This window comes from Marinilactibacillus sp. Marseille-P9653 (genome assembly GCF_916618885.1).
Taxonomy (GTDB): Bacteria; Bacillota; Bacilli; order Lactobacillales; family Carnobacteriaceae_A; genus Marinilactibacillus.
In genome coordinates, this window is record NZ_CAKAKH010000002.1 from 39436 (window position 1) to 59666 (window position 20231).

18 protein-coding genes and 1 pseudogene are annotated in these 20231 nt (G+C 37.4%); 4 read left to right on the forward strand and 15 right to left on the reverse strand.

Annotated elements, in window-relative coordinates; translation table 11 throughout:
• Positions 1-72 precede the first annotated feature (72 nt).
• Positions 73-1152: an FAD:protein FMN transferase gene (locus LG377_RS10635; RefSeq protein ID WP_225744702.1), complete on the forward strand. Its 1080-nt coding sequence runs from the start codon at positions 73-75 to the stop codon at positions 1150-1152.
• The gene (gene menA, locus LG377_RS10640; protein ID WP_225744703.1) at positions 1149-2087 is read left to right on the forward strand and encodes a 1,4-dihydroxy-2-naphthoate polyprenyltransferase; all 939 of its coding nucleotides are present in this window, start codon (positions 1149-1151) and stop codon (positions 2085-2087) included. The genes LG377_RS10635 and menA overlap by 4 nt, the downstream gene beginning before the upstream one ends.
• Positions 2088-2153: 66 nt before the next feature.
• On the opposite strand, the gene LG377_RS10645 is transcribed toward menA, so the two are convergent.
• The 3 genes from LG377_RS10645 to glmU all read right to left on the reverse strand — a co-directional run bounded on the left by LG377_RS10645 (position 2154) and on the right by glmU (position 5168).
• Positions 2154-2591 (reverse strand): NusG domain II-containing protein, encoded by a 438-nt coding sequence (locus LG377_RS10645; RefSeq protein WP_225744704.1) that lies wholly within the window; start codon positions 2589-2591, stop codon positions 2154-2156.
• A 117-nt stretch (positions 2592-2708) separates the two neighbouring features.
• Entirely contained in the window at positions 2709-3683 is a 975-nt protein-coding gene (locus LG377_RS10650; protein ID WP_225744705.1) for a ribose-phosphate diphosphokinase, read from the reverse strand.
• 111 nt (positions 3684-3794) lie between these two features.
• Positions 3795-5168, reverse strand: a complete 1374-nt coding sequence (gene glmU / locus LG377_RS10655; RefSeq protein WP_225744706.1) for a bifunctional UDP-N-acetylglucosamine diphosphorylase/glucosamine-1-phosphate N-acetyltransferase GlmU — start codon at positions 5166-5168, stop codon at positions 3795-3797.
• Positions 5169-5477: 309 nt separating this feature from the next.
• Between glmU and LG377_RS10660 the strand changes: the two genes are divergently transcribed.
• A complete protein-coding gene (locus tag LG377_RS10660) occupies positions 5478-6098 on the forward strand; it encodes a general stress protein (RefSeq protein WP_225744707.1) in 621 nt (206 codons plus the stop codon).
• 153 nt (positions 6099-6251) lie between these two features.
• Here the strand turns inward: LG377_RS10660 and purR are convergent, their stop codons facing one another.
• Together purR and LG377_RS10670 are read right to left on the reverse strand one after the other, a co-directional pair.
• Complete coding sequence (gene purR / locus LG377_RS10665; RefSeq protein WP_225744708.1) at positions 6252-7076, reverse strand: pur operon repressor; 825 nt, start codon at positions 7074-7076, stop codon at positions 6252-6254.
• Between the two features lie 178 nt (positions 7077-7254).
• Positions 7255-10686 (reverse strand): annotated as a pseudogene (locus LG377_RS10670) (pyruvate carboxylase).
• Between the two features lie 211 nt (positions 10687-10897).
• Here LG377_RS10670 and LG377_RS10675 point away from each other — a divergent pair.
• Positions 10898-11257 carry a DUF2512 family protein gene (locus tag LG377_RS10675; protein ID WP_225744709.1) on the forward strand — a complete coding sequence of 120 codons (360 nt, stop codon included), beginning with the start codon at positions 10898-10900 and terminating at the stop codon, positions 11255-11257.
• A gap of 83 nt (positions 11258-11340) precedes the next feature.
• On the opposite strand, the gene LG377_RS10680 is transcribed toward LG377_RS10675, so the two are convergent.
• The 10 genes from LG377_RS10680 to LG377_RS10725 all read right to left on the reverse strand — a co-directional run bounded on the left by LG377_RS10680 (position 11341) and on the right by LG377_RS10725 (position 20138).
• Positions 11341-13563 carry a glycosyltransferase gene (locus tag LG377_RS10680; RefSeq protein WP_225744710.1) on the reverse strand — a complete coding sequence of 741 codons (2223 nt, stop codon included), beginning with the start codon at positions 13561-13563 and terminating at the stop codon, positions 11341-11343.
• A gap of 29 nt (positions 13564-13592) precedes the next feature.
• Positions 13593-14675 (reverse strand): diguanylate cyclase, encoded by a 1083-nt coding sequence (locus LG377_RS10685; protein ID WP_225744711.1) that lies wholly within the window; start codon positions 14673-14675, stop codon positions 13593-13595.
• A gap of 220 nt (positions 14676-14895) precedes the next feature.
• The gene (gene rpmG, locus LG377_RS10690; RefSeq protein WP_225744712.1) at positions 14896-15045 is read right to left on the reverse strand and encodes a 50S ribosomal protein L33; all 150 of its coding nucleotides are present in this window, start codon (positions 15043-15045) and stop codon (positions 14896-14898) included.
• Positions 15046-15055: 10 nt separating this feature from the next.
• A complete protein-coding gene (locus LG377_RS10695) occupies positions 15056-15181 on the reverse strand; it encodes a putative metal homeostasis protein (protein WP_225744713.1) in 126 nt (41 codons plus the stop codon).
• A 101-nt stretch (positions 15182-15282) separates the two neighbouring features.
• Complete coding sequence (gene rpsN / locus LG377_RS10700; protein WP_225744714.1) at positions 15283-15552, reverse strand: 30S ribosomal protein S14; 270 nt, start codon at positions 15550-15552, stop codon at positions 15283-15285.
• A gap of 159 nt (positions 15553-15711) precedes the next feature.
• The gene (locus LG377_RS10705) at positions 15712-16392 is read right to left on the reverse strand and encodes a DUF2812 domain-containing protein (RefSeq protein WP_225744715.1); all 681 of its coding nucleotides are present in this window, start codon (positions 16390-16392) and stop codon (positions 15712-15714) included.
• Position 16393: 1 nt separating this feature from the next.
• Positions 16394-16708, reverse strand: coding sequence for a PadR family transcriptional regulator (locus LG377_RS10710; protein WP_225744716.1), 315 nt, complete (start codon positions 16706-16708; stop codon positions 16394-16396).
• Between the two features lie 130 nt (positions 16709-16838).
• Positions 16839-17663 (reverse strand): metal ABC transporter permease, encoded by an 825-nt coding sequence (locus LG377_RS10715; protein WP_225744717.1) that lies wholly within the window; start codon positions 17661-17663, stop codon positions 16839-16841.
• Complete coding sequence (locus tag LG377_RS10720) at positions 17600-18316, reverse strand: metal ABC transporter ATP-binding protein (RefSeq protein WP_225744718.1); 717 nt, start codon at positions 18314-18316, stop codon at positions 17600-17602. The genes LG377_RS10715 and LG377_RS10720 overlap by 64 nt, the downstream gene beginning before the upstream one ends.
• 148 nt (positions 18317-18464) lie before the next feature.
• Positions 18465-20138, reverse strand: a complete 1674-nt coding sequence (locus LG377_RS10725; protein ID WP_225744719.1) for a metal ABC transporter solute-binding protein, Zn/Mn family — start codon at positions 20136-20138, stop codon at positions 18465-18467.
• Between the last annotated feature and the right edge of the window lie 93 nt (positions 20139-20231).

Genomic DNA, 20231 nt, shown 5'->3' on the forward strand with positions numbered 1-20231 from the left:
TAAGCAGACCTTGGATAATCGTCTAAGGTCTGCTTTTGTATTCAGTTTTACTTTTAAAGGAGTTCATATAAAATGAAAAAAACTAAGGGGTACCATATTTTTTTACTTTTGTGTTTCCTATTATTATTTGTATCAGGTTGCGGTCCATTTACTTCTTCCGATAACCGAGATCTGGCAGCTACACCTTATGAAGAAACGGAATTTTTAATGGGAACCGTTGTAAGGATAGCTATTTATAATAAAGATTCAGAGGCTGTTTTAGATACCGCTTTTGATCGTATTAAAGAACTTGCAGGATTTATTACAACTGAAGAAGATGGAGAACATTCTTTGATTTCTAAAATTAATGAGCAAGCCGGTAAAGAACCAGTTGCCATATCAGACGATCTTTACGAGCTCATTAAGTCATCTGTAACTTATAGCGAAGAAACAAATGGGAGCTTTGATCTAACGATTGGTCCTCTTACAAACTTGTGGAGAATTGGTTACCCTGAAGCCCGATTACCTGATCAAACTGAAATTGATCAAGCCTTGGCGCTCGTTGATTATAATAAGGTTGTCCTTAATGATCAGGATCAGACTGTTTTTTTAAAAGACCCTGATATGCGACTGGATCTCGGCGCTATCGCAAAAGGATTTATTACTGATGAAATTGTCCAAGTGCTAAAAGAAAACGATGTAAACACGGCTATAATCGATTTAGGAGGAAACCTGTTCGTAATGGGCAACAGCCCAAGAGATGAGCAAGCCGAGTGGCAAGTAGGTATTCAAGATCCTTTTGAAGACCGTGGAACGATTCTTGGTTCTTTGCCGGCCAGTGACGAGTCCATTGTGACATCTGGCGTCTATGAACGTTTCCTAGAAGTTGATGGCAAACAATATGCCCATTTAATGAATCCTGAAACAGGTTATCCTTTTGACAATGAACTAGCTGGAGTCAGTGTTGTTACAAAAGAATCCATTGATGGAGATGGATTATCTACTTCTCTTTTTTCAAAAGGATTAGATAAGGGACTGGATTTTGTTAATCAGTTAGATGGTGTAGATGCTATTTTTATCACTAAAGATAAAGATGTTTATGTATCTGATGGATTAAAAGACTTTGATCTTACCAATGATGCGTTTACTCTAATGAATGGAGATGACCAATGACAGCTAGAAATTTTTTTGATTTAGTAGAAATTAAGACTAAATTGGCTAGTTTATTCCCATTCTTGATTGGCACGTTATTTACAGTTTATTATTTTCATATGTTTGATTTTGTTAATACACTGATTTTTTTCTGTTCCATGCTGATCTTCGATATGACGACAACGGCTATAAATAATCTAATGGATTATCAGAAAGCTGAGGCTGATGGATATAAACAAGAAGTCAACATCATCGGCCAAGCTCGAATCTCAGAAAAACTCGTTATTACCTTAATCTTTACCATGCTTGCATCTGCATCTTTACTAGGTATTCTACTTGTTTTTAGAACCAGCATCTTATTGTTATTTATGGGCGGCTTATGTTTTTTGATTGGTATTTTCTATACTTTTGGTCCTGTCCCTATTTCTAGAATGCCTTTAGGTGAAGCTGTTTCTGGTATGACAATGGGATTTGGTATTTTTTTCCTTTCTGTATTTGTCAATACAGAAAGTGGAGTATTACTGGACTTGATTTACCAGTTTCCTGATTTTAATGTTACAGGAAATAGCTTGTTGTTGATTATACTATTATTCGTTTCACTGCCTCTCGTTTTCTTGATTGCGAATATTATGTTGGCGAACAATTTATGTGACCTTGAACAAGACATTTCAAATCACCGCTACACTCTTCCGTATTATATTGGCAAAAAAAGAGGCATTCAGTTATTTAATATACTGATGTATACTAGTTATATTGTCGTTGTAGTTGCCGTTTTGTCTACTTTATTGCACCCTATTCTATTAGTGATACTATTAACCTTGTTTCCTATCAGAAAAAATCTGCAGCAGTTTAATCAAGCTCAGATCAAAGAAAAGACATTTGTTATCGCGATCAAGAATCTTGTCCTATTCTGTGGAACGGAAACTATTTTACTCGCTATCAGTTTATTTTTATAATGACATAGCACAAAAAGAAGCTAACAGTAATACTGTCAGCTTCTTTTTTAACACTCCTGTTTATATCTAAAGTGGAATAATAATTTCTTCTTGATCATCCGGTTCCTCACCAGGTGATTTTGATTGAATTTCAATAATCAATTTGTGCGGGAGCACCACAACGGTTTCTCCTGGGCGACTGATCCAGCCTTTTCTTACACCCAACTGATCTGGACTATTGTCTTCTTTATTCCGAATTCTGGTTCCTTCTACCTCGACAATATTGTACTGATCATCAGATGGATAGAACGTCATCAGTTCGTGAGGTGTTTCCTCGGACAATTCTACGCTATACACTTCTTCTCCAGCAATCTTAACTGTAGCAATTGTTTTGGCACCTTCATCGATTGTACTTAGATGAACCCCATAGACAATATGCGGAATGAACGATGCGATAAACAAGCAGACAATAATAACGGCATCTAGTGGTTTCATTTTGCTTAAATGAAACCTGATCTTCTCCATCACTTCATTCATCCTTTCTATCCTGTGGATCTATGTAAACATCAAAAACACTAGACGCCGTAAATCTTCAAGAGATTTACGGATTAAAAGTCTAGTGTTTCATCATGCACGATTAGTTTATTTTTTAAATTTTTTCTCGAATAACGGGCTAACTGATTTATTTTCATGGATACGTTTGATTGCGTGCCCCATCAGCTCGCCAACACTTACTTGAGCAATTTTTTCAATTTTTTGTTCTTCCGGCAAGTTGATTGAGTCCGTAACAACCATTTTCTTGATCGGAGAAGCTTCCAGTCTCTCAATAGCTGGACCTGAAAATACTGCATGTGTCCCACACGCATACACTTCTTTTGCACCTTGATTGATTAAGGCATCTGCAGCAAGTGTGATTGTGCCTGCTGTGTCCACTAAATCATCAATCAATACCGCTGTTTTACCATTTACATTTCCAACAATATTCATGACTTCAGCTACGTTCGCTTTAGGTCTACGCTTGTCTATGATGGCTATCGGAGATTTGAGGAATTCTGCCAGTTTACGCGCACGAGTTACCCCACCGTGGTCGGGAGATACAACAACTGTGTCCTCTCCACAAAGACCTTTATCTAAGAACCAGTTCGCAAGTAGCGACGCACCTAGAAGATGATCTACTGGAATATCGAAGAACCCTTGAATCTGAGAAGCATGTAAATCAAGCGTCAGGATGCGGTCTGCACCTGCTTGAGTAATCATATTCGCAACTAATTTAGCTGTGATCGGTTCACGAGATCTAGCTTTTCTATCTTGTCTGGCATAACCATAATAAGGAATCACGACATTAATCGTTTTAGCACTTGCTCTTCTCAATGCATCGATCATGATCAATACTTCCATTAAATGATCATTGGCAGGAGCGGATGTAGATTGAATCAAATAAACATGATCACCACGAATACTTTCTTCAATATTAATACGAATCTCTCCATCACTAAATTTCTTGACAGAAACGTCACCTAGTTCAACACCTACATCTTTTGCAATTTTCTCTGCAAGGGGAACGTTAGAACTCAAAGCAAAAATTTTAAGTTTTGGATCAGAATATAATTCGGACATGTGGGCCTCCAATTTTTTCTATGCATCTATTTTTTCCATCTATTAGTTTATGATGAAGTTTGAGATAAATCAATATTCTTCTTCAATAATAACGCTTTTTTAGAGAGAGTTCTAATCTTTTTGTTTCATTTTTGTAAAATAGGACTCTTTTATTGTTTGTCTAGCACGTGCAATCGCTAAAGAATTTTCAGGAACCGTATCTGTAATCGTTGATCCAGCAGCAATATAAGCATTTTTTTCTACAGTTACTGGCGCAATCAGATTTGCATTACATCCGATAAAAGAATTATCTCCCACAATAACTTTATGTTTATTTTTTCCATCATAGTTAACGAAAATCGTTCCACATCCAACGTTGATGTTTTCACCAAGTTCAGCATCTCCAACATATGTCAGATGACCAATCTTCGTATTTTTGCCAACTGTCGCTTTTTTAATTTCTACAAAGTTTCCGATATGAACGGATTCTTCTAACACAGTCTGCGGTCTTAAATGACTATTCGGTCCAATATCACTATCATTGCCCATAATAGATTCTTCAAGCATTGAGCTGGTTACTTTGACTCGATCACCAACTGTACTGTCTACAATAACAGAGTGAGCACCGATGAAAGCTTCCTCTCCAATCGTTGTCTCACCTTTCAAGTAGACACCAGGTTCAACTGTCGTATCTTGACCGATTTGAACGTCACTTTCAATATACGTATTAGACGGATCTATGATAGAAACACCGTTACGCATGTGTTTTTCGTTGATTCGTTCTTTCATGACTTTATTCGCTTGAGCAAGTGCAACACGGTCGTTAACCCCTAAAGCTTCGTCCATGTTGGCTAACTGATAGGCTTCAACTAGTTCATTTTGCTTTTTCAAAATTTCAATAACATCTGGAAGGTAATATTCTCCCTGTACATTTTCATTTTTGACCAATTCTAACGCTTCAAAGAGCGCTTTGTTATCGAAACAATATGTTCCTGTATTGATTTCTTTTACTTTTGCTTCTTCATCTGTGGCATCTTTTTGTTCTACGATTTTCGTAACGCCTTCTTCTTCAGTACGAATGACACGTCCGTATCCAAAAGGATTTTCTGCATATGCAGTCAACACAGTTGCTTTTGCCTGTTCTTTTTCGTGAAATTCAATCAGTCCTTCCAGCGTTTCAGCTGTTAGAAGTGGCGTATCTCCACAGATAACGAGTGTCGTACCTTCTTTATCTTTTAAAACAGAAGAAGCTTGTTTCACTGCATGAGCCGTTCCCAATTGTTCTTCCTGAAGCACATAGGCACTTTTGTCTCCCAGATAATCTTGAACGGTTTCAGCTCCTACACCAGAAACAGTAACGATTTGGTCCATTCCAACGATTTGCGCTTGATCTACAACGTGTCCTACCATTGGTTTACCCATTACCGGGTGCATCACTTTATATAATTTTGATTTCATACGCGTGCCTTGTCCAGCGGCTAATATAACTGCATAACGATTACTCACGATCATTCTCCCATTCTACTATTCTGTTATTACTTGAACTATTTTTGTCCTCATATTTTACATTTATGTTCTATTGCTTCATAAGTTGTTTCACTAAAAACTTCAAAAAATTTGTTTTGAATACTGAATCTATCATACTTTACCCAACGATTCTTTTCAAGTTGCTGAGTTGTTTCGTTTGTTTGAAAAGGGGAAGTTTTTTATACTGTAGTTATAGGACTTGACATATTTTAGTCACAATTAAGTGTTTTAGAGAATATTTCTCATTTTCTATTCAAATTTATAACTTACAATAGGAGGAAGATTCGTATGAAAAAAGATCAAACCGTTATTGGTAGCTACAAAACTGAAAAAGAAGTCATGAAAGTTGTCGATCGTTTAATGAGCGAAGGTTATTTGAAAGACGAAATCACGCTATTCACTGACCAAAAAAGAAGAGACTCTCTTAAAAATCCTGAGCATTTAGATGTGGCTGAGCCAGATATTAATGGCAATGATGCAGACCATGGAAATGAAAAAACTTTCTGGGATTCTATTAAAGATGCTTTTAAAGTAAGAGAAGATCATCATTTCGATGATCCTAATTATACAACTGAAGATGATTTGCTCCATCATTATAGAGATAACTTATCTTCAGGCGAGATTATTGTTGTTGTCAATAATTTTAAAGAGAAAGGTTCAGATCATTCTTCTAAACAAACTGATTCTTCAGACGAAGTTCAAGACCTTTCACAAGCAACAGGTGCTATGGGATCTATTGCTGGTTTCCCTGAAGAAGGCGCAGTTCAGGGAATGACTGACGGTGGACAACCACCTTTAGAGCCAGAACAGTCAGAGGGCACACCTCCAGAACTTGAAGATACAACTGCTCAGGCTGACGTAGACCATACTCAAAACAAAAGAGAAAAACGCATAAACGACGAACTTTAAAGCATATAGAAAAGAGGCTGGGACAAAACTAGCCAAATAGAAGAAAGCCGTCAAACCTAGGATATCTATCCCTTGATTTGACGGCTTTTCTACTTGTCTGATTTTACGAAACAATATTAATCAGAGACTTTTGTCCCAGCCTCTTTTTGTCGTTTATAATGATGTCAAAAAGTTCCCCGGTACAACTTGTATCGTTCTATCCTCAACGTCTACACTCTTTACTTTAAGCAGCGCTGTATAATTATCAATAGAGCGCACCCCTTGATAAATATTTTCTGCGATTACAGTAGCCCCTACTAGCTCTGCATCAAATTCTTCTATCAAACTCTTCATACCGTTGACTGTTCCTCCACCTTTAAGGAAATCGTCTACAATCAAGACTCTAGATCCCCTCTTAAGGCTACGACGAGAAAGTTCCATCTTCTCTACTCTCTGTGAAGAAGATCCTGATACATAATTGATACTCACAGTGGATCCTTCTGTTACTTTTGAATCTCTACGGACAATCACAAAAGGTACATTTAGATAAGTCGCAACAGCTTGTGCAATCGGCACACCCTTAGTTGCAACAGTCATCACTGCATCAATTTTCTTATCCATATAAAAAGACGCAATTACTCGCCCAATCTTTCTTAACCAGTCTGGCTGACCAAGCATATCCGATAAGTAAACATATCCGCCCGGCAATAATCGTTCTGAATGATTTAGCTCTGCAGACAGTTCCTCAATGAAAGCTTCAATATCTTCTCTTTTCATTTTTGGTATGTATCTTGCACCACCAGCAGCTCCTGGAACCGTTTCTAGAATGCCGATCCCTCTTTCTAAAAAGGTCTTTTTAACAATCGTCAAATCTTCACTTATACTAGATTTTGCAGACTCATATCTTTTTGAGAAAAACGTAAGCGATACTAACGTATGCGGATGCTCCAGCAAGTAATTGGTGATATCGATCAGTCTTTCACTTCTTTTTATCTTCAAACACGTACACCTCTTTTATTTAACGTACATTCAATTTCTACATTATCTATTCTACATCTTATTGTGTTAAAAACCTAGTTAATTCTTTGACAATTTTAGTAATTGTTCGGAAATTTAAAAAAACAGTGCGCTTTACTATTGATAGACTCAATAGATAAAGCGCGCTGTTCTATTAAATTTATTTTGTTTCGATTTCGATTAGTAGATCATTTGTCTCGATTTGATCTCCCTCAGCCACATACAAATGTTCTATCGTACCTGAGATACCTGATCGAATGGTTGTTTCCATTTTCATAGATTCTGTAATGATTACAGGCTCACCTTTTTCGACTTTATCCCCACGACTGACCAATATCTGTAATACAGATCCAGGCATCGTTGCGCCAATATGCCCTTTATCTGACAGTTCTGCTTTTTTGCGTACTGCTTTTGTATTGGTAATACTCTTATCTTTAATTTCTACTTGTCTACCTTGACCATTCAATTCGAAATACAAAACTCTATTTCCTTCAGAATCCGGATCACCAATCTGATTCAGCTTGATAATTAGTGTTTTACCTTTTTGAATACTGATTTCAATTTGTTCCCCAGTTCTCATACCGTAGAAGAAGGAAGCTGTATCAAATTTCGTGATATCCCCATAAGTGTTCTGGAAAAAGACAAAATCTTTGAATACTTGTGGATACATTGCATAGCTCAATATTTCTTCGATACTTGGTTCCCTTTCAAGGAAAGCAACCATTTCTTCTTTAAGTGCGTTAAAATCTAGCGGTTCTCTATGATCCCCAGGACGCCCTTCAATGGGTTCTTGACCATTCAGAATGATCTTCTGTAGTTCTTCAGGGAAACCGCCTTCTGGTCTACCTAATTCTCCTTTAAAGAAGCTAACGACCGATTGCGGGAAGTTCAGACTGTTTCCTTTGTTGAAAATATCTTCTTCAGTTAAATCATTTTGAACCATGAACAGCGCCATATCTCCAACAACCTTGGAAGAAGGTGTCACTTTCACAATATCACCAAACATATCATTGACTACAGCATACATAGCCTTTAGATCATCCCATCTATCTTCTAGACCAACACCTTTTGCTTGTTGCTTCAGGTTTGTATACTGACCACCAGGCATTTGGTGCTTGTAAACTTCCGTTGAAGCTGCTGGCATTTTTTCTTCAAATACAGCATAAGATTTCCGGACATCTTCAAAGTATCTGTTAATATATTCAACATTTTGAATATTGATTTCAGGTGCACGTTCTGTGTTTTCTAATGCATAATACAGACTCCCCATACTCGGTTGGCTTGTTTTTCCACTTAAAGCACTTTGAGCAACGTCCACGATATCGACTCCAGCTCGGATAGCTGCACCATAGGTATAGACGCCGTTTCCACTCGTATCATGCATGTGCAAGTGAATCGGTACATCAACCGTTTCTTTAAGTTCAGAAATCAGGCGATATGCGGCATGAGGTTAAAGCAGTCCCGCCATATCTTTGATTGCAATAATGTGGGCACCAACTTGTTCAAGTTCTTTAGCCATTTTCTTATAGTAGTCCATTGTATATTTTGTCTGTGACGGATCATTTAGATCTCCTGTGTAGCAAATCGTTGCTTCAGCAATCTTGTTATTATCACGGACATACTGAATACTTTTTTCCATCTGTGGAATCCAGTTTAAACTGTCAAAAATTCGGAATACATCGATCCCATTCTGTGCAGACACTTGAATAAACTTCTCCAAGACATTATCTGGATAGTTTTCGTAACCTACACCATTTGATCCTCTAAATAACATTTGGAATAAGGTATTCGGCATTTTCTTTCTAAGTTTACTTAGTCTCTCCCATGGATCTTCATTCAAGAATCGATAAGCAACATCAAATGTCGCCCCGCCCCACATTTCAAGAGAGAATAATTCAGGAATCCCTTGCTCCATTTTATCAGCGATCTGAAGCATATCTTTTGTTCTCATTCGAGTTGCCAAAAGACTCTGGTGTGCATCTCTAAAAGTTGTGTCTGTCAGTAAAACAGCATCCTTATCATGAATCCATTTAGTAACGGCTTCAGGTCCTTGCTGATCAAGCAAAGTTTTAGGTCTAATGATATCTTTTTCTGGAAGAATCAATTCCCCTGGCATTCTTGACGGTTTCAATGGTTCTTTATCTACCTTACCAATACCTGGAAATCCATTAACGGTAACGTTCCCGATATACTGTAAAGTTTTATTTCCTCTATCTTGTGTTTTAGGGAAAATATACAGTTCTGGTGTTTGATCAATAAAGGTTGTCGAAGCATTACCAGATATAAAATCTGGATGTTTGACTACGTTAGCTAAGAAAGGAATATTCGTCTTGACCCCTCTGATACGGAACTCTTTCAAGACTCTTCCCATTTTCTGGACAGCTCCAGCAAAATCCGTTGCATGGACAGAAGCTTTAACAAGTAAAGAATCAAAGAACGGCGTGATCACTGATCCTTGGAAACCATTTCCTGAATCTAAACGTACTCCAAAGCCACCTGGAGAGCGGTAAGTATTGATTTTTCCTGTATCAGGATAAAACTGGTTCAAAGGATCTTCTGTAGTGATACGGCATTGAATTGCCGCACCGATGAGTTTGATATCCTCTTGATGCGGTATCCCCACTTCTTTATGAAGATCTTTACCTTGAGCAATTAAAATTTGTGATTGTACAATGTCTATCCCTGTAATCATTTCTGATATTGTATGTTCTACCTGAACTCTCGGGTTCACTTCAATAAAGAAGAAATTCTCTCCTTCAAGCAAAAACTCAACGGTCCCTGCATTAACATAATCCACATGTTTCATCAATTTAACAGCGGTCTGGCATAGTTCTTCTCTGACTTCATCTGACAATGTAACACATGGCGCGACTTCCACAACTTTTTGATGACGACGTTGAACAGAGCAATCTCTTTCAAATAAATGAACAAGATTCCCATGAGTATCTCCAAGAATCTGTACTTCAATATGTTTAGGATTTTGGATATACCGTTCAACATAAATATCTCCACGACCAAAGGCAGCAATTGCCTCACTTTGAGCCCGCTTGAATCCATCAATTGCCTCTTCTTCGTCAAATGCCACACGCATACCACGTCCGCCGCCCCCAAGAGCAGCTTTCATAATAATTGGATAACCGTGAGTGTTTGCAAAATCTACAACTTCATCGACTGTATGAATAGCATCTTCTGTACCTGGTATTGTGGGAATTCCTGCTTCTAATGCTACTTTTTTCGCTTTTAATTTATCTCCAAATACATCTAACTGATTCGTAGTTGGGCCAACGAAGGTGATACCTTCTTCTTGGCATCGCTTTGCAAAGTCCAAATTTTCTGATAAGAATCCATAACCGGGATGAACAGCGTCCGCACCAGAATCTTTAGCAATACGGATAAGGTCTTCTATATCTAGATAAGCATCTATTGGCTTTTTACCCTTCCCAACCAAATAAGCTTCATCTGCTTTAAAACGATGAACACTTTTTTCATCTTCTTGAGCATATACACCTACTGTATCGATTCCCAATTCAGTCAAAGCCCGAAAAATTCGAATCGCAATTTCGCCTCTATTTGCTACGAGTACCTTTTCCAATTCCTTCACCTCTTACTCATTATTTCAAAACTATAACTCATGATTATCTTACCATTTTACCAGACATTTCTATATTTGGAATCAAAAACTTTTTGCTTTACCTACTTTGAAAGTTATTCGTTAACACAGAATAAAAAAACAAGTTTTATTATTTAGTTAATTTGAACAATAGTTATATGATAATTTTATCTTAAAAAAAGGAGGAAATACAATGAAACATTTGAAAGCTATCGTCATTAAATCAATTGCGATTATTTTGATTTCATGGATTGTTCTATCATTGATCTGGAATATCCCGCTTATGCATGCTGTAATTGGTGGCGCGATTGTTTCCGTAATGATTTATGTTATTGGAGACCTTTTAGTTTTAAGAAAAATTGACAATATTGTTGCTACTGTTGTGGACATGGGTGGTGCCCTAGCTATTCTTTGGGGTTATTTATACCTTGCTTTAGGGGAAAGTTATTTCCTTGAAAGTTTAGTTGCCTCTGCGGGTATCGCAATCTTTGAATGGTTCTTCCACTCTTGGTTGCTTAAGAGTCATGTTGTACCCGATGAGCGCTCAATGTAATAAGTATAATCAGCTTGAATTTCAAAAAGACTAGTTCGTTATTTGTGCTCAAGCACTTTAACTGAACTAGTCTTTTTTTATTATCACTTATCTACAAATTGAATCCCCGCGTAGGTACTTCCTAGCGATTTTTTAACCCATCTGACTTCTCCCGTTTTCCCTATGATGTTATTTTCAGGTGCATCTAACAGAATACGGTCTTCTTTTTTGAGTTTTGCTTTTGTTTTGATTTGTGCGCCTTCTTCACTAAGGTCAACGACAGAGGCAGAATATTTCAAGTGCTGATAGGTTAACAAACCATTCGTCTTGATTCTTTCTCGAAGAATCATCCGAGTTTTGGAAGCTGGAGCTTTTTTCGATTGTGTGAAAAAGCCAAGAGCTGTCGGTAAGAGTCCCGCTTTTCTATAACTTTTTTCTCCAATGTTACTTTTGGGATTACTATAGATCGTTTGAATGACAAAACGGTATTGTTCTTTATCCAAGGAATTGAATTGAATGCCCAGTTCTGTCTTACCTTCTTTGTTCTTATCCACCCAGCGTACTTCTGCATTCAATGCCGGTCCACCTTCCACAACAAAATCTACTGTGGACAGTTTTTCTTTAATTGCGTAAGTATCAACAGATAACCTAGCCCCGTACTCGCTTAAATCCTCTATATTAGCTTGTATTTTCTGGTCTTTGTCTGTAATGTTGGCTCCTTTGGAGATAATAAGTCGTTCTGCCGTCCGGTAACGCGGTCTTTCAAAGAAAATCATAATCACTAGCAGTACTCCAGCTAGGTTGTACAGTACCCAGAATAAGTTAATATAAACACTGTCTATTTGAAGATCTACAAGCTGTGGTGCAACTAAAGCGAGTATGACCCTAAAAATACCAATAAAAGATAGTACAGCAAGTACAATATGGAACCAGCTGGCTCTCCATAAGAATTGACGCTCGTTCGTTTGAATACCTTTTCTAGTGACATTGAACTTCCCATTCCCTTTTAGGAAAATTTCTGAAAGAATGGCCCACGACATAGATGGTGCTAGTGCAGAATCGTATACATTCGTCCACATTGTTGTCCTTTTTTTCTCAGAGATCAGATTTGAGAAAACTTGAGAAGAAATGAAGGCTGGAACCCAATATACCATTAGATCAATAAAGGTAGCATTCAGTACAATGATTCCAAAAACCAGATAAAGAATGGGTGCAATCAGATAAACCAGTTTATAAAGACCAAAGAACCAATAATGAATGCCATCCATATAAAGGAGTTTTTGCATAAAGCTCAGGCCTTTAGTTTTCAGAGGGTTCCATTTTCTTACTACCTGTATATTCCCTCTACACCAACGGTCTCTTTGCTTCAATAAATCTTTGAACGTTTCAGGTGCCAACCCTACTGCCAGCACTTTGTTGACGAATACCGTTTCCCATCCACCTGCTTGAATCAACATTCCAGTCGCCATATCTTCTGTAATAACCCCAGTAGCAAATCCTCCGATTTCCTCCATCGTTTTTCTTCTGAATAATGCGTTGCTTCCAATATACATCGTAGCATTATAAATATCTTTCTTTTCTTCTAGCTTCTGCATAAAAAAATCTTGCTCATTATTAATGCGGTCACCAGCAAACAAGTTGAACTGGAAAGGATCATCATTATAAAATGCCTGCGGTGCCTGTACAAACCCGACTTTCTCATCCGAAAAATACCCTAGAGTTTCTTGCATGAAATTAGCTCTTGGAATCATATCTGCATCCATTGTCACAATGATTTCTCCAGTTGAGACTTCCATGGCATGATTTAAGTTTCCAGCTTTAGCATGCTTATTGTCTTCTCTAGTCACATGACGAACACCTAACTCTTCACATAACACTCTGACATCTTCTCGTTTCCCATCATCACAGACGAGTATTTCATACAAGTCATCCGGATAGTCCATTAACTGAGAAGCTACAATCGTTCTCCTAAGTAAATCTACTGGTTCATTATAAGTTGCAATCATAATATCCACCGTCGGTAATGTTTTAAAAGACGAAAGGAAAACTTTTTTTCGTTTATTCTTTTTCCAGAACAAGCTTGATGTTATCAAACTCTGTATATACCCCATCCATTCCGTAAAGAGTAATGCCAAACCTGCGATAATGCTCAAAATAGATGCAGTCGGCAATGTACTTGTTGTGCGCCAGATAAGGTAGGTCAATTGAAATCCTAAAAATAATAGAATACTGATTCTTAATACCGTCTGATTATTTTTACCAAAGATATAACATCCTGATAAAATAAGTAATACCGAAATCAGATAAATCATTTGATACGTGTTCATGTTCCCTCATCCTTTCACTATTTTTTATATTATAATGAGAGTACTTTATTTCTACCTGTTTCTTTTGCTTGGTAAAGTGCTACGTCGGCAAGTTCAACCATATTATCTGTTTGCTTAACAATCTCAGGGTAACTTACATAGCCACATGAGATCGTCACCAATAGTTTTGTTTCGTCATCAACGGCAAATCGATGTCTTTCAACCCTACTTCTTACCGTCTCTGCCATTTCTTCTGCTTGTTCTTTTCTAAATAGAGGAAGAATGATGGCAAACTCTTCTCCGCCCTTTCTGAATACAGACCCTTTATTTCCAACAACCTCTTCCATGATACGTGAGATTTCCATCAGGACGAAATCTCCAGCCGCATGACCATAAGTATCATTGATTCGTTTGAAGTGATCAATATCAAGCATAACCAAAGATAGTGGCTTACCTTTTTTGTTGGCCAATTCTTCAGAGTACTTCCAGATACTATCAAAATTCCTTACATTCTTTAAACCCGTTAGAAAATCGATTGTAGATTCATTTTCATATTTACGGTACAAATATTCCGAGGTCCTCATATAGTTCACCAACAGTATTGAAGACAAACCAGCAATTGACCCCATTACCCAGTAAGTGGGCGTTAGTGCTATTAAAATATCAAAATCTCTGACAACATAGTATAATAACACTGAAATAACGACGTTGGAATAAATAACCATGTACATACCACGTACAATGACACTATCTTCTTTGGGTGTAATTTTTTCTATAACAATATAACCTATAAACAAGCTAATCAACATAATAACTGCTGAGTAAGAGGATATATTAACACCATATATAAATCTTATACAGGCTATGAAAATAACCGAAATAAAAGTAGGGACCTTCCCTATAAAAAGAAACATCAGTAAGATAGGGATAAATCTCAAATCTACCAGCGTTTCCGTTCCTACTCGAATGGAAAAGTGCATCAGTGCCCATCCTAACAAGCCTCCACATAATCCATCGATTACATAAGACTTCCATGCAGAATGTGTTTCCTCACGAATACTCCATCTTATTTTCATATACGTAAAAATCAGTGCGATCATGATGTTGATATTAATGAAAAAATCTTCAAACATATCTTTTCTCCTTAGTTTACAGTTATCATCTATACTCTCTATCATAACTTTTTAGATTGTAAAAATCTGGTAAAAATCGATTTAATTATGACATTTTTGTATTCTTCATCTAAAAGAGAATCGTATCATTAAAGATGCAATTGTACAAAAAATAAACCCCTGCTTATCCAAAATCCTAAGCAGAGGTTCATTATAAACTCATTCTTTTTATAGTTACTGATTATTTTACTTCTCTAAACAAAGCTATACGTCTTAGTTTTGGTGAATATTTTTTCAATTCAAGTCTTTCAGGGTTGTTCCGTTTATTTTTTGTTGTAATGTATTGTCTTTCTCCCGTTTCTGTACATTCTAATGTGACATTTACTCTCATGACTAACCTCCTATTTTTTTAAACCTCTGCGAATTCTTTTTGCTTCCTTAACGACTTTCAGCCCTCGTCTTGCTGTCTTTTTATTCGGACTTTTCATCATTCTTCTTGCCGTTGCTAAATCTTTTTTTTCAGGCATTTTAATAACTCCTTCCTATACAAATACTGCTTTTATCATAAACTCTTGAAAAAATTGCTTTATTTCTTTTACAGTAAAATTCCATCAGAAAAATTCTAAAACTACCAGCTCGCTTTTTTCACACCTGGAATCTTACCTTCATGAGCATATTTCCTAAAGTTGATACGAGACAACCCAAACTGACGCATATATCCATGTGGACGACCATCTAACCTATCGCGATTTTGGAGTCTTGTAGGCGAAGCATCTCTTGGAAGTTGCGCCAACGCTTCATAGTCACCTTTTTCTTTCAATTCTTTTCTAAGTTCTGCATATTTTTCTACTGTTCTTTGTTGTTTTTTCAATTTCTCGATTTTACTTTTTTTAGCCAACGTATATTTCCCTCCTGTTCTAAATCGTAACGTTTACGATTTATATATTACGCCAATTCTATCCCTTCGTCAAGTCCATTCATTCACTTTTTCTATTTTAATAGACAAAAAGAGAACACCAGCAGTATGGCGTTCTCTTCTTTAGATCATAAAATACCCTCAATATCTAAATATACTCAATATAGAAATTGCAATCATCGTTATTGCAATGACTAACACGATTACATTGTAGCTATTCCTAAGATAAATTGCCGTTTTCCATGGAGAATGGTGGTTGATGGCTTTACCTGCTAGCAACTTTTTCCTTGTAGACCATATTTTGTACCAGTCAATAACAAATCCAATACACATACTAACCAACATAATTGAAAGCAAAAGTTCTGACCAACCATCGTACCCTATGTCCGCTAACTGTTGGGTATTCCAAGACCGATAAAAACTATAGGCAAGTAACAAATTAACGATCATTGAGATAACTGTCAAAATGCCTTGCTGAAACTCAAACTTTTTCAATGAATTTGCTTGTTCAACTGGATCAGTATGCAATTCTGGAATATCGGCGGACTCTGGTGCAGCGTAAACACTAAAATCTCCATAATGCGTAACTAAATTCCATCCGTTTTGCGCATAAAATAGGTCTTGTTCTGCTAAGTACTTTTTTCCACTATTGATGTCTAACCGATAACGAATAAACTTCGGTTCACTTTTCTCAAACTTTGCTAAAAATAAGCCGAATTTTTTCAAGTGTAATCCTTTAACGGACATATCGTACAACCAACTTTCGAACTGACCCATTTTGTAATAATCTGTTGGTCTAAGTTTATAAACAGATTTCGCCATTTCATTTTTCCCCTTTCAGCTCACGTACAGTATCTTCGACCATCGCATTTAACCGATCGAATTCTTCTTTTAATGCCTTTCTACCTTCTTCAGTTAATTTATACGTTTTTTTCGCACTCTCTTTTTCAATCAGTACAATTAATGCACTTTTCTCCATACGAGATAAAACACCGTACAGGGTTCCTGGGCCCACTTCTAGCCTTCCATTGGATACTTCATTTACTGACTGCATTAGTTGATAACCATGATTCGGTCTCAGTAACGCTAATAATATGTAATACATGGCCTCTGTCATCGGTCCACCACTATAAGCCACCTTGTAATCCTCCTTTTATATCAACTATTATGTCACACGATATATCGTGTGACATAATAGTAAACGAAATTACTTTATAAGTAAATAAAAAAAAACAGCACCGAATTTAATCTGCACTGTTTCTTTATCATTAAATATTGTTGGCCTGAATTCTAGACTTTATTTTGTTGAAACTCAATGTTGCAATGAATACAGCAATAAAGATTAGCGTAACAGTTGCTCCAGGTGGTGTTCCAAATTGATAGGAAGACATTAATCCGGTAATCATACCAAATACTGAAATCAAAATCCCAATTAGGATGACTCCTGTGAAACTTTTACTTAATCTCATAGAAATTGCTGCTGGTAAGACGATTATAGCAGATACGAGCAATGCACCAACAATTGGCATAATAATGGCTATCGTGATACCTGTTAAAACATTGAACAAAATAGACATGACTTTAATCGGTAGCCCGGCAGTAAAGGCCGTCTCTTCATCAAAAGTCAAAATGTACATTGGTTTACGAAACACGATGTATAGAATTAAAATGACGATGGTTAATAATAAAAGCATCCAAATCTGCTGCTGGCTGATCGTTACGATGGAACCAAATAAAAATTGATCGATGCTCACAGTCGTCCCACCATTACTTAATCCCATTAGGACAAGCGCCACGGCCATACCGCCAGACATTAAAATCGCAATTGAAATTTCTGAATAAGATCGATAAATAATTCTCAAGTACTCTAAAAGAATCGCAACTCCTATGACGACTAACAAATTCGTAATCGTTGGATTTACGCCCATAAGCATCCCTAGCGCAACACCTGCAAGCGAAACATGTGATAGTGTATCTGCCATTAGTGATTGTCTACGTAAGATTAGAAAAAGCCCTAGAATCGGAGCAATCAGTGAGATAAGGAATGATGCTTGGAAGGCTCTTTGCATGAATCCATAGAAAAACATCTCCAAGGTGAATCCTCCTTTCTGATTAACTCGATGTGTTTATCCACGTACTGTTTAAGTTCTTCGTGATCATGGGTGACCATTAGTACGCCTTTTCCGTGCACTTCACTATTATGTTTTAAAAGTTTATAAAATTCTTCTCTGGACTTTACATCCATTCCAGTAGTTGGTTCATCTAGTACGAACAAATCAGGATCGGTTGCAAATATGCGCGCTATAGAAATTCTCTGCTTTTGACCACCAGATAATTCCCCAATTTTTTTATGTCTCATATCCCACATCCCAACAGATTCAAGGGAACGTTGGACATGCTCTTTATCTTCTTTATCCAATTTTTTGAACCATTTCCCTCTAGGGTATCGGCCAGATTGAACCAGTTCAAGCACAGTGCTAGGGAAACCAGCATTAAAGGACGCTACTTGTTGTGGCACGTAACCAACTACAAGGTTGGTTCCCCATCTGTTTTTCTTGGATAATTGAACATTGCCTTTCGTTGGTTTCAGCAAACCCAAAATATTTCTGAGCAATGTTGTCTTTGCTGCACCGTTTTCTCCTGTCAGCATAACAAATTCTCCAGAGTTTACTTGAAATGAAATATTATCTAGTACTGGTTCATTTTCATAATGGAAAGCGAGATTATCTACTTCTATATAATGCATCTTTACACCCTCTCTACAAACGCCTAAGTTCTCTTCGGTATTCTACTTTAATCCTTGCATCAATGCAATACTAATCTAAACGGAACAAAAGGACAAACGCCTCAAAGTCAGCTGACTAAAAGCGTTGTCCTGTCTTGTCCTGTTTCTATTAGTTGATACTTAATTTTAATGATTCAATATTTTCTCTCATGGCATCGATATATCCTAAATCTTCTGATTGAAGTTCTTCGGATAAACTTTCCAAATCATGTAGTACAGCTGTTTCAGTTCCTGTTTCTGTTGCTACCGTTTGAGCAATAGAAGAATTTGCACCTTGCTGGTAATAAATCACGGGTACATTTTCTTCCTTAACTAAGTCACCAATTTCAGCAATTCTAGCAGGACTTGGTTCTACTTCTGTAGACAGCCCACCAATAGCCACTTGCTCTAAGTCGTATCTTTCAGCGATATATCCGAACGCTTGATGTTGAACAACAAACACGCGATTTTCAGCACCTTCAAATGCCTCATGGAATTCTTGGTCTAACTCTTGAAGTTCTGCATTAAAATTCGCTGCATTTTCAGTGTACACTGATTCGCCATCAGGATCGATTTCAATCAACGCGTCTCTAATTCCGTTCACTTGTTCTTGTACAAACACTGGATCTAACCAGCTATGTGGATCTTCATTTTCGTGGTTATCTACAATAACACTAATCGTTCCTGTGCTTACAACTTCGTTACCGTCTGCATCAAGTCCAACGCCTTGAACTTCAAAGTTTTCACTTTCAGCAGTAGCATCAAATGCTTCTGTTGTTTGGGCTGCGTCAACTGCCCATTCAGTTGATTCGTCTTGACGTGTTGACCATTGCCATTCTGCAATATCTTCTTGTGTTTCTACTTTTAAGGTAACCGCATCTCCAGTGTGATAATGTCCAGCTAACCCAGCAACTTCAAGACCTTCTGAACCCCCACTTACTTCTCCATGTCCATGGTCGTGTGCTTCGCCTTCACTGTGTTCGTGGTCGTCCGCGTCGTCTTCTCCATGTTCATGGTCGTGTGCTTCACCTTCACTGTGTTCGTGATCATCTGCGTCGTCTTCTCCATGTTCATGGTCGTGCGCTTCACCTTCACTGTGATCTTCACCATGATTATCTACTTCTATCATAACTGGTTCAGATTCAGCAAACACATCATGGTCATCTCCAAACAAAATTGCTTGGACTTCAAAACTCTCTCCTGGTACTTCATAAATCAATTCTGAACCGAATTCATCAGAAATCGTTTCCCACTCTGCGTTTTCATCTTCACGTGTATACCAGTGCCAATGATCTAGAGTAGTCTCTTCTTCTAGAGTTGCTGTTAACTCAATACTATCTCCAGTATGATAATGTCCAGAAGCACCTTCAATCGTTACTTTTCCGGATTGCTCAGTATCTTCACTGTTCTGGTCTTCAGTATCTAAAACAGCCCCATCAGACGCACTTAGAATCATTAAGTCATCATTGTCGATCGTATCAAATAGACTCTCTGTCCAGCTTTCCATACTATCACTACTATAAACAAATAAATCAGCTTCATTTACCGCTGCGACATCTTGAGCACTCGGCTCGTAGTGATGTGCATCATCTCCACCACCAACCATCAGACGAATGTCTGCACGATCTCCTGCTACTTGTTTAGTGAACTCATACATTGGATAAAAAGATGTAACGATAGATACTTCTGCTTCTTCATTTGTATCTTCATTCGAATTCTGACCAGACCCTTGCGGCGTGCAGGCAAAAAGCGTAGTCGCTGCTGTCAGCCCAATCATTGCAGAAGCTAGGCGTTTGTGTTTCATATGAAAATCTCCTTTAATCGTTATCGTTTGAATTCCTTTTTGTTCAAATAGAAAGCCACTTTCAAAACCTTCTTGAAAGCAGCTGACTTTTAT

Excerpts from the sequence above, each read along its gene's own strand:
- LG377_RS10720 (WP_225744718.1), bottom strand. The coding sequence starts at position 18,316 with ATGCATTATATAGAAGTAGATAATCTCGCTTTCCATTATGAAAATGAA.
- LG377_RS10680 (WP_225744710.1), bottom strand. The coding sequence starts at position 13,563 with ATGAACACGTATCAAATGATTTATCTGATTTCGGTATTACTTATTTTA.
- LG377_RS10675 (WP_225744709.1), top strand. The coding sequence starts at position 10,898 with ATGAAACATTTGAAAGCTATCGTCATTAAATCAATTGCGATTATTTTG.
- LG377_RS10685 (WP_225744711.1), bottom strand. The coding sequence starts at position 14,675 with ATGTTTGAAGATTTTTTCATTAATATCAACATCATGATCGCACTGATT.
- LG377_RS10635 (WP_225744702.1), top strand. The coding sequence starts at position 73 with ATGAAAAAAACTAAGGGGTACCATATTTTTTTACTTTTGTGTTTCCTA.
- rpmG (WP_225744712.1), bottom strand. The coding sequence starts at position 15,045 with ATGAGAGTAAATGTCACATTAGAATGTACAGAAACGGGAGAAAGACAA.
- LG377_RS10660 (WP_225744707.1), top strand. The coding sequence starts at position 5,478 with ATGAAAAAAGATCAAACCGTTATTGGTAGCTACAAAACTGAAAAAGAA.
- LG377_RS10650 (WP_225744705.1), bottom strand. The coding sequence starts at position 3,683 with ATGTCCGAATTATATTCTGATCCAAAACTTAAAATTTTTGCTTTGAGT.
- LG377_RS10705 (WP_225744715.1), bottom strand. The coding sequence starts at position 16,392 with ATGGCGAAATCTGTTTATAAACTTAGACCAACAGATTATTACAAAATG.
- LG377_RS10725 (WP_225744719.1), bottom strand. The coding sequence starts at position 20,138 with ATGAAACACAAACGCCTAGCTTCTGCAATGATTGGGCTGACAGCAGCG.
- menA (WP_225744703.1), top strand. The coding sequence starts at position 1,149 with ATGACAGCTAGAAATTTTTTTGATTTAGTAGAAATTAAGACTAAATTG.
- LG377_RS10645 (WP_225744704.1), bottom strand. The coding sequence starts at position 2,591 with ATGGAGAAGATCAGGTTTCATTTAAGCAAAATGAAACCACTAGATGCC.
- LG377_RS10695 (WP_225744713.1), bottom strand. The coding sequence starts at position 15,181 with ATGCCTGAAAAAAAAGATTTAGCAACGGCAAGAAGAATGATGAAAAGT.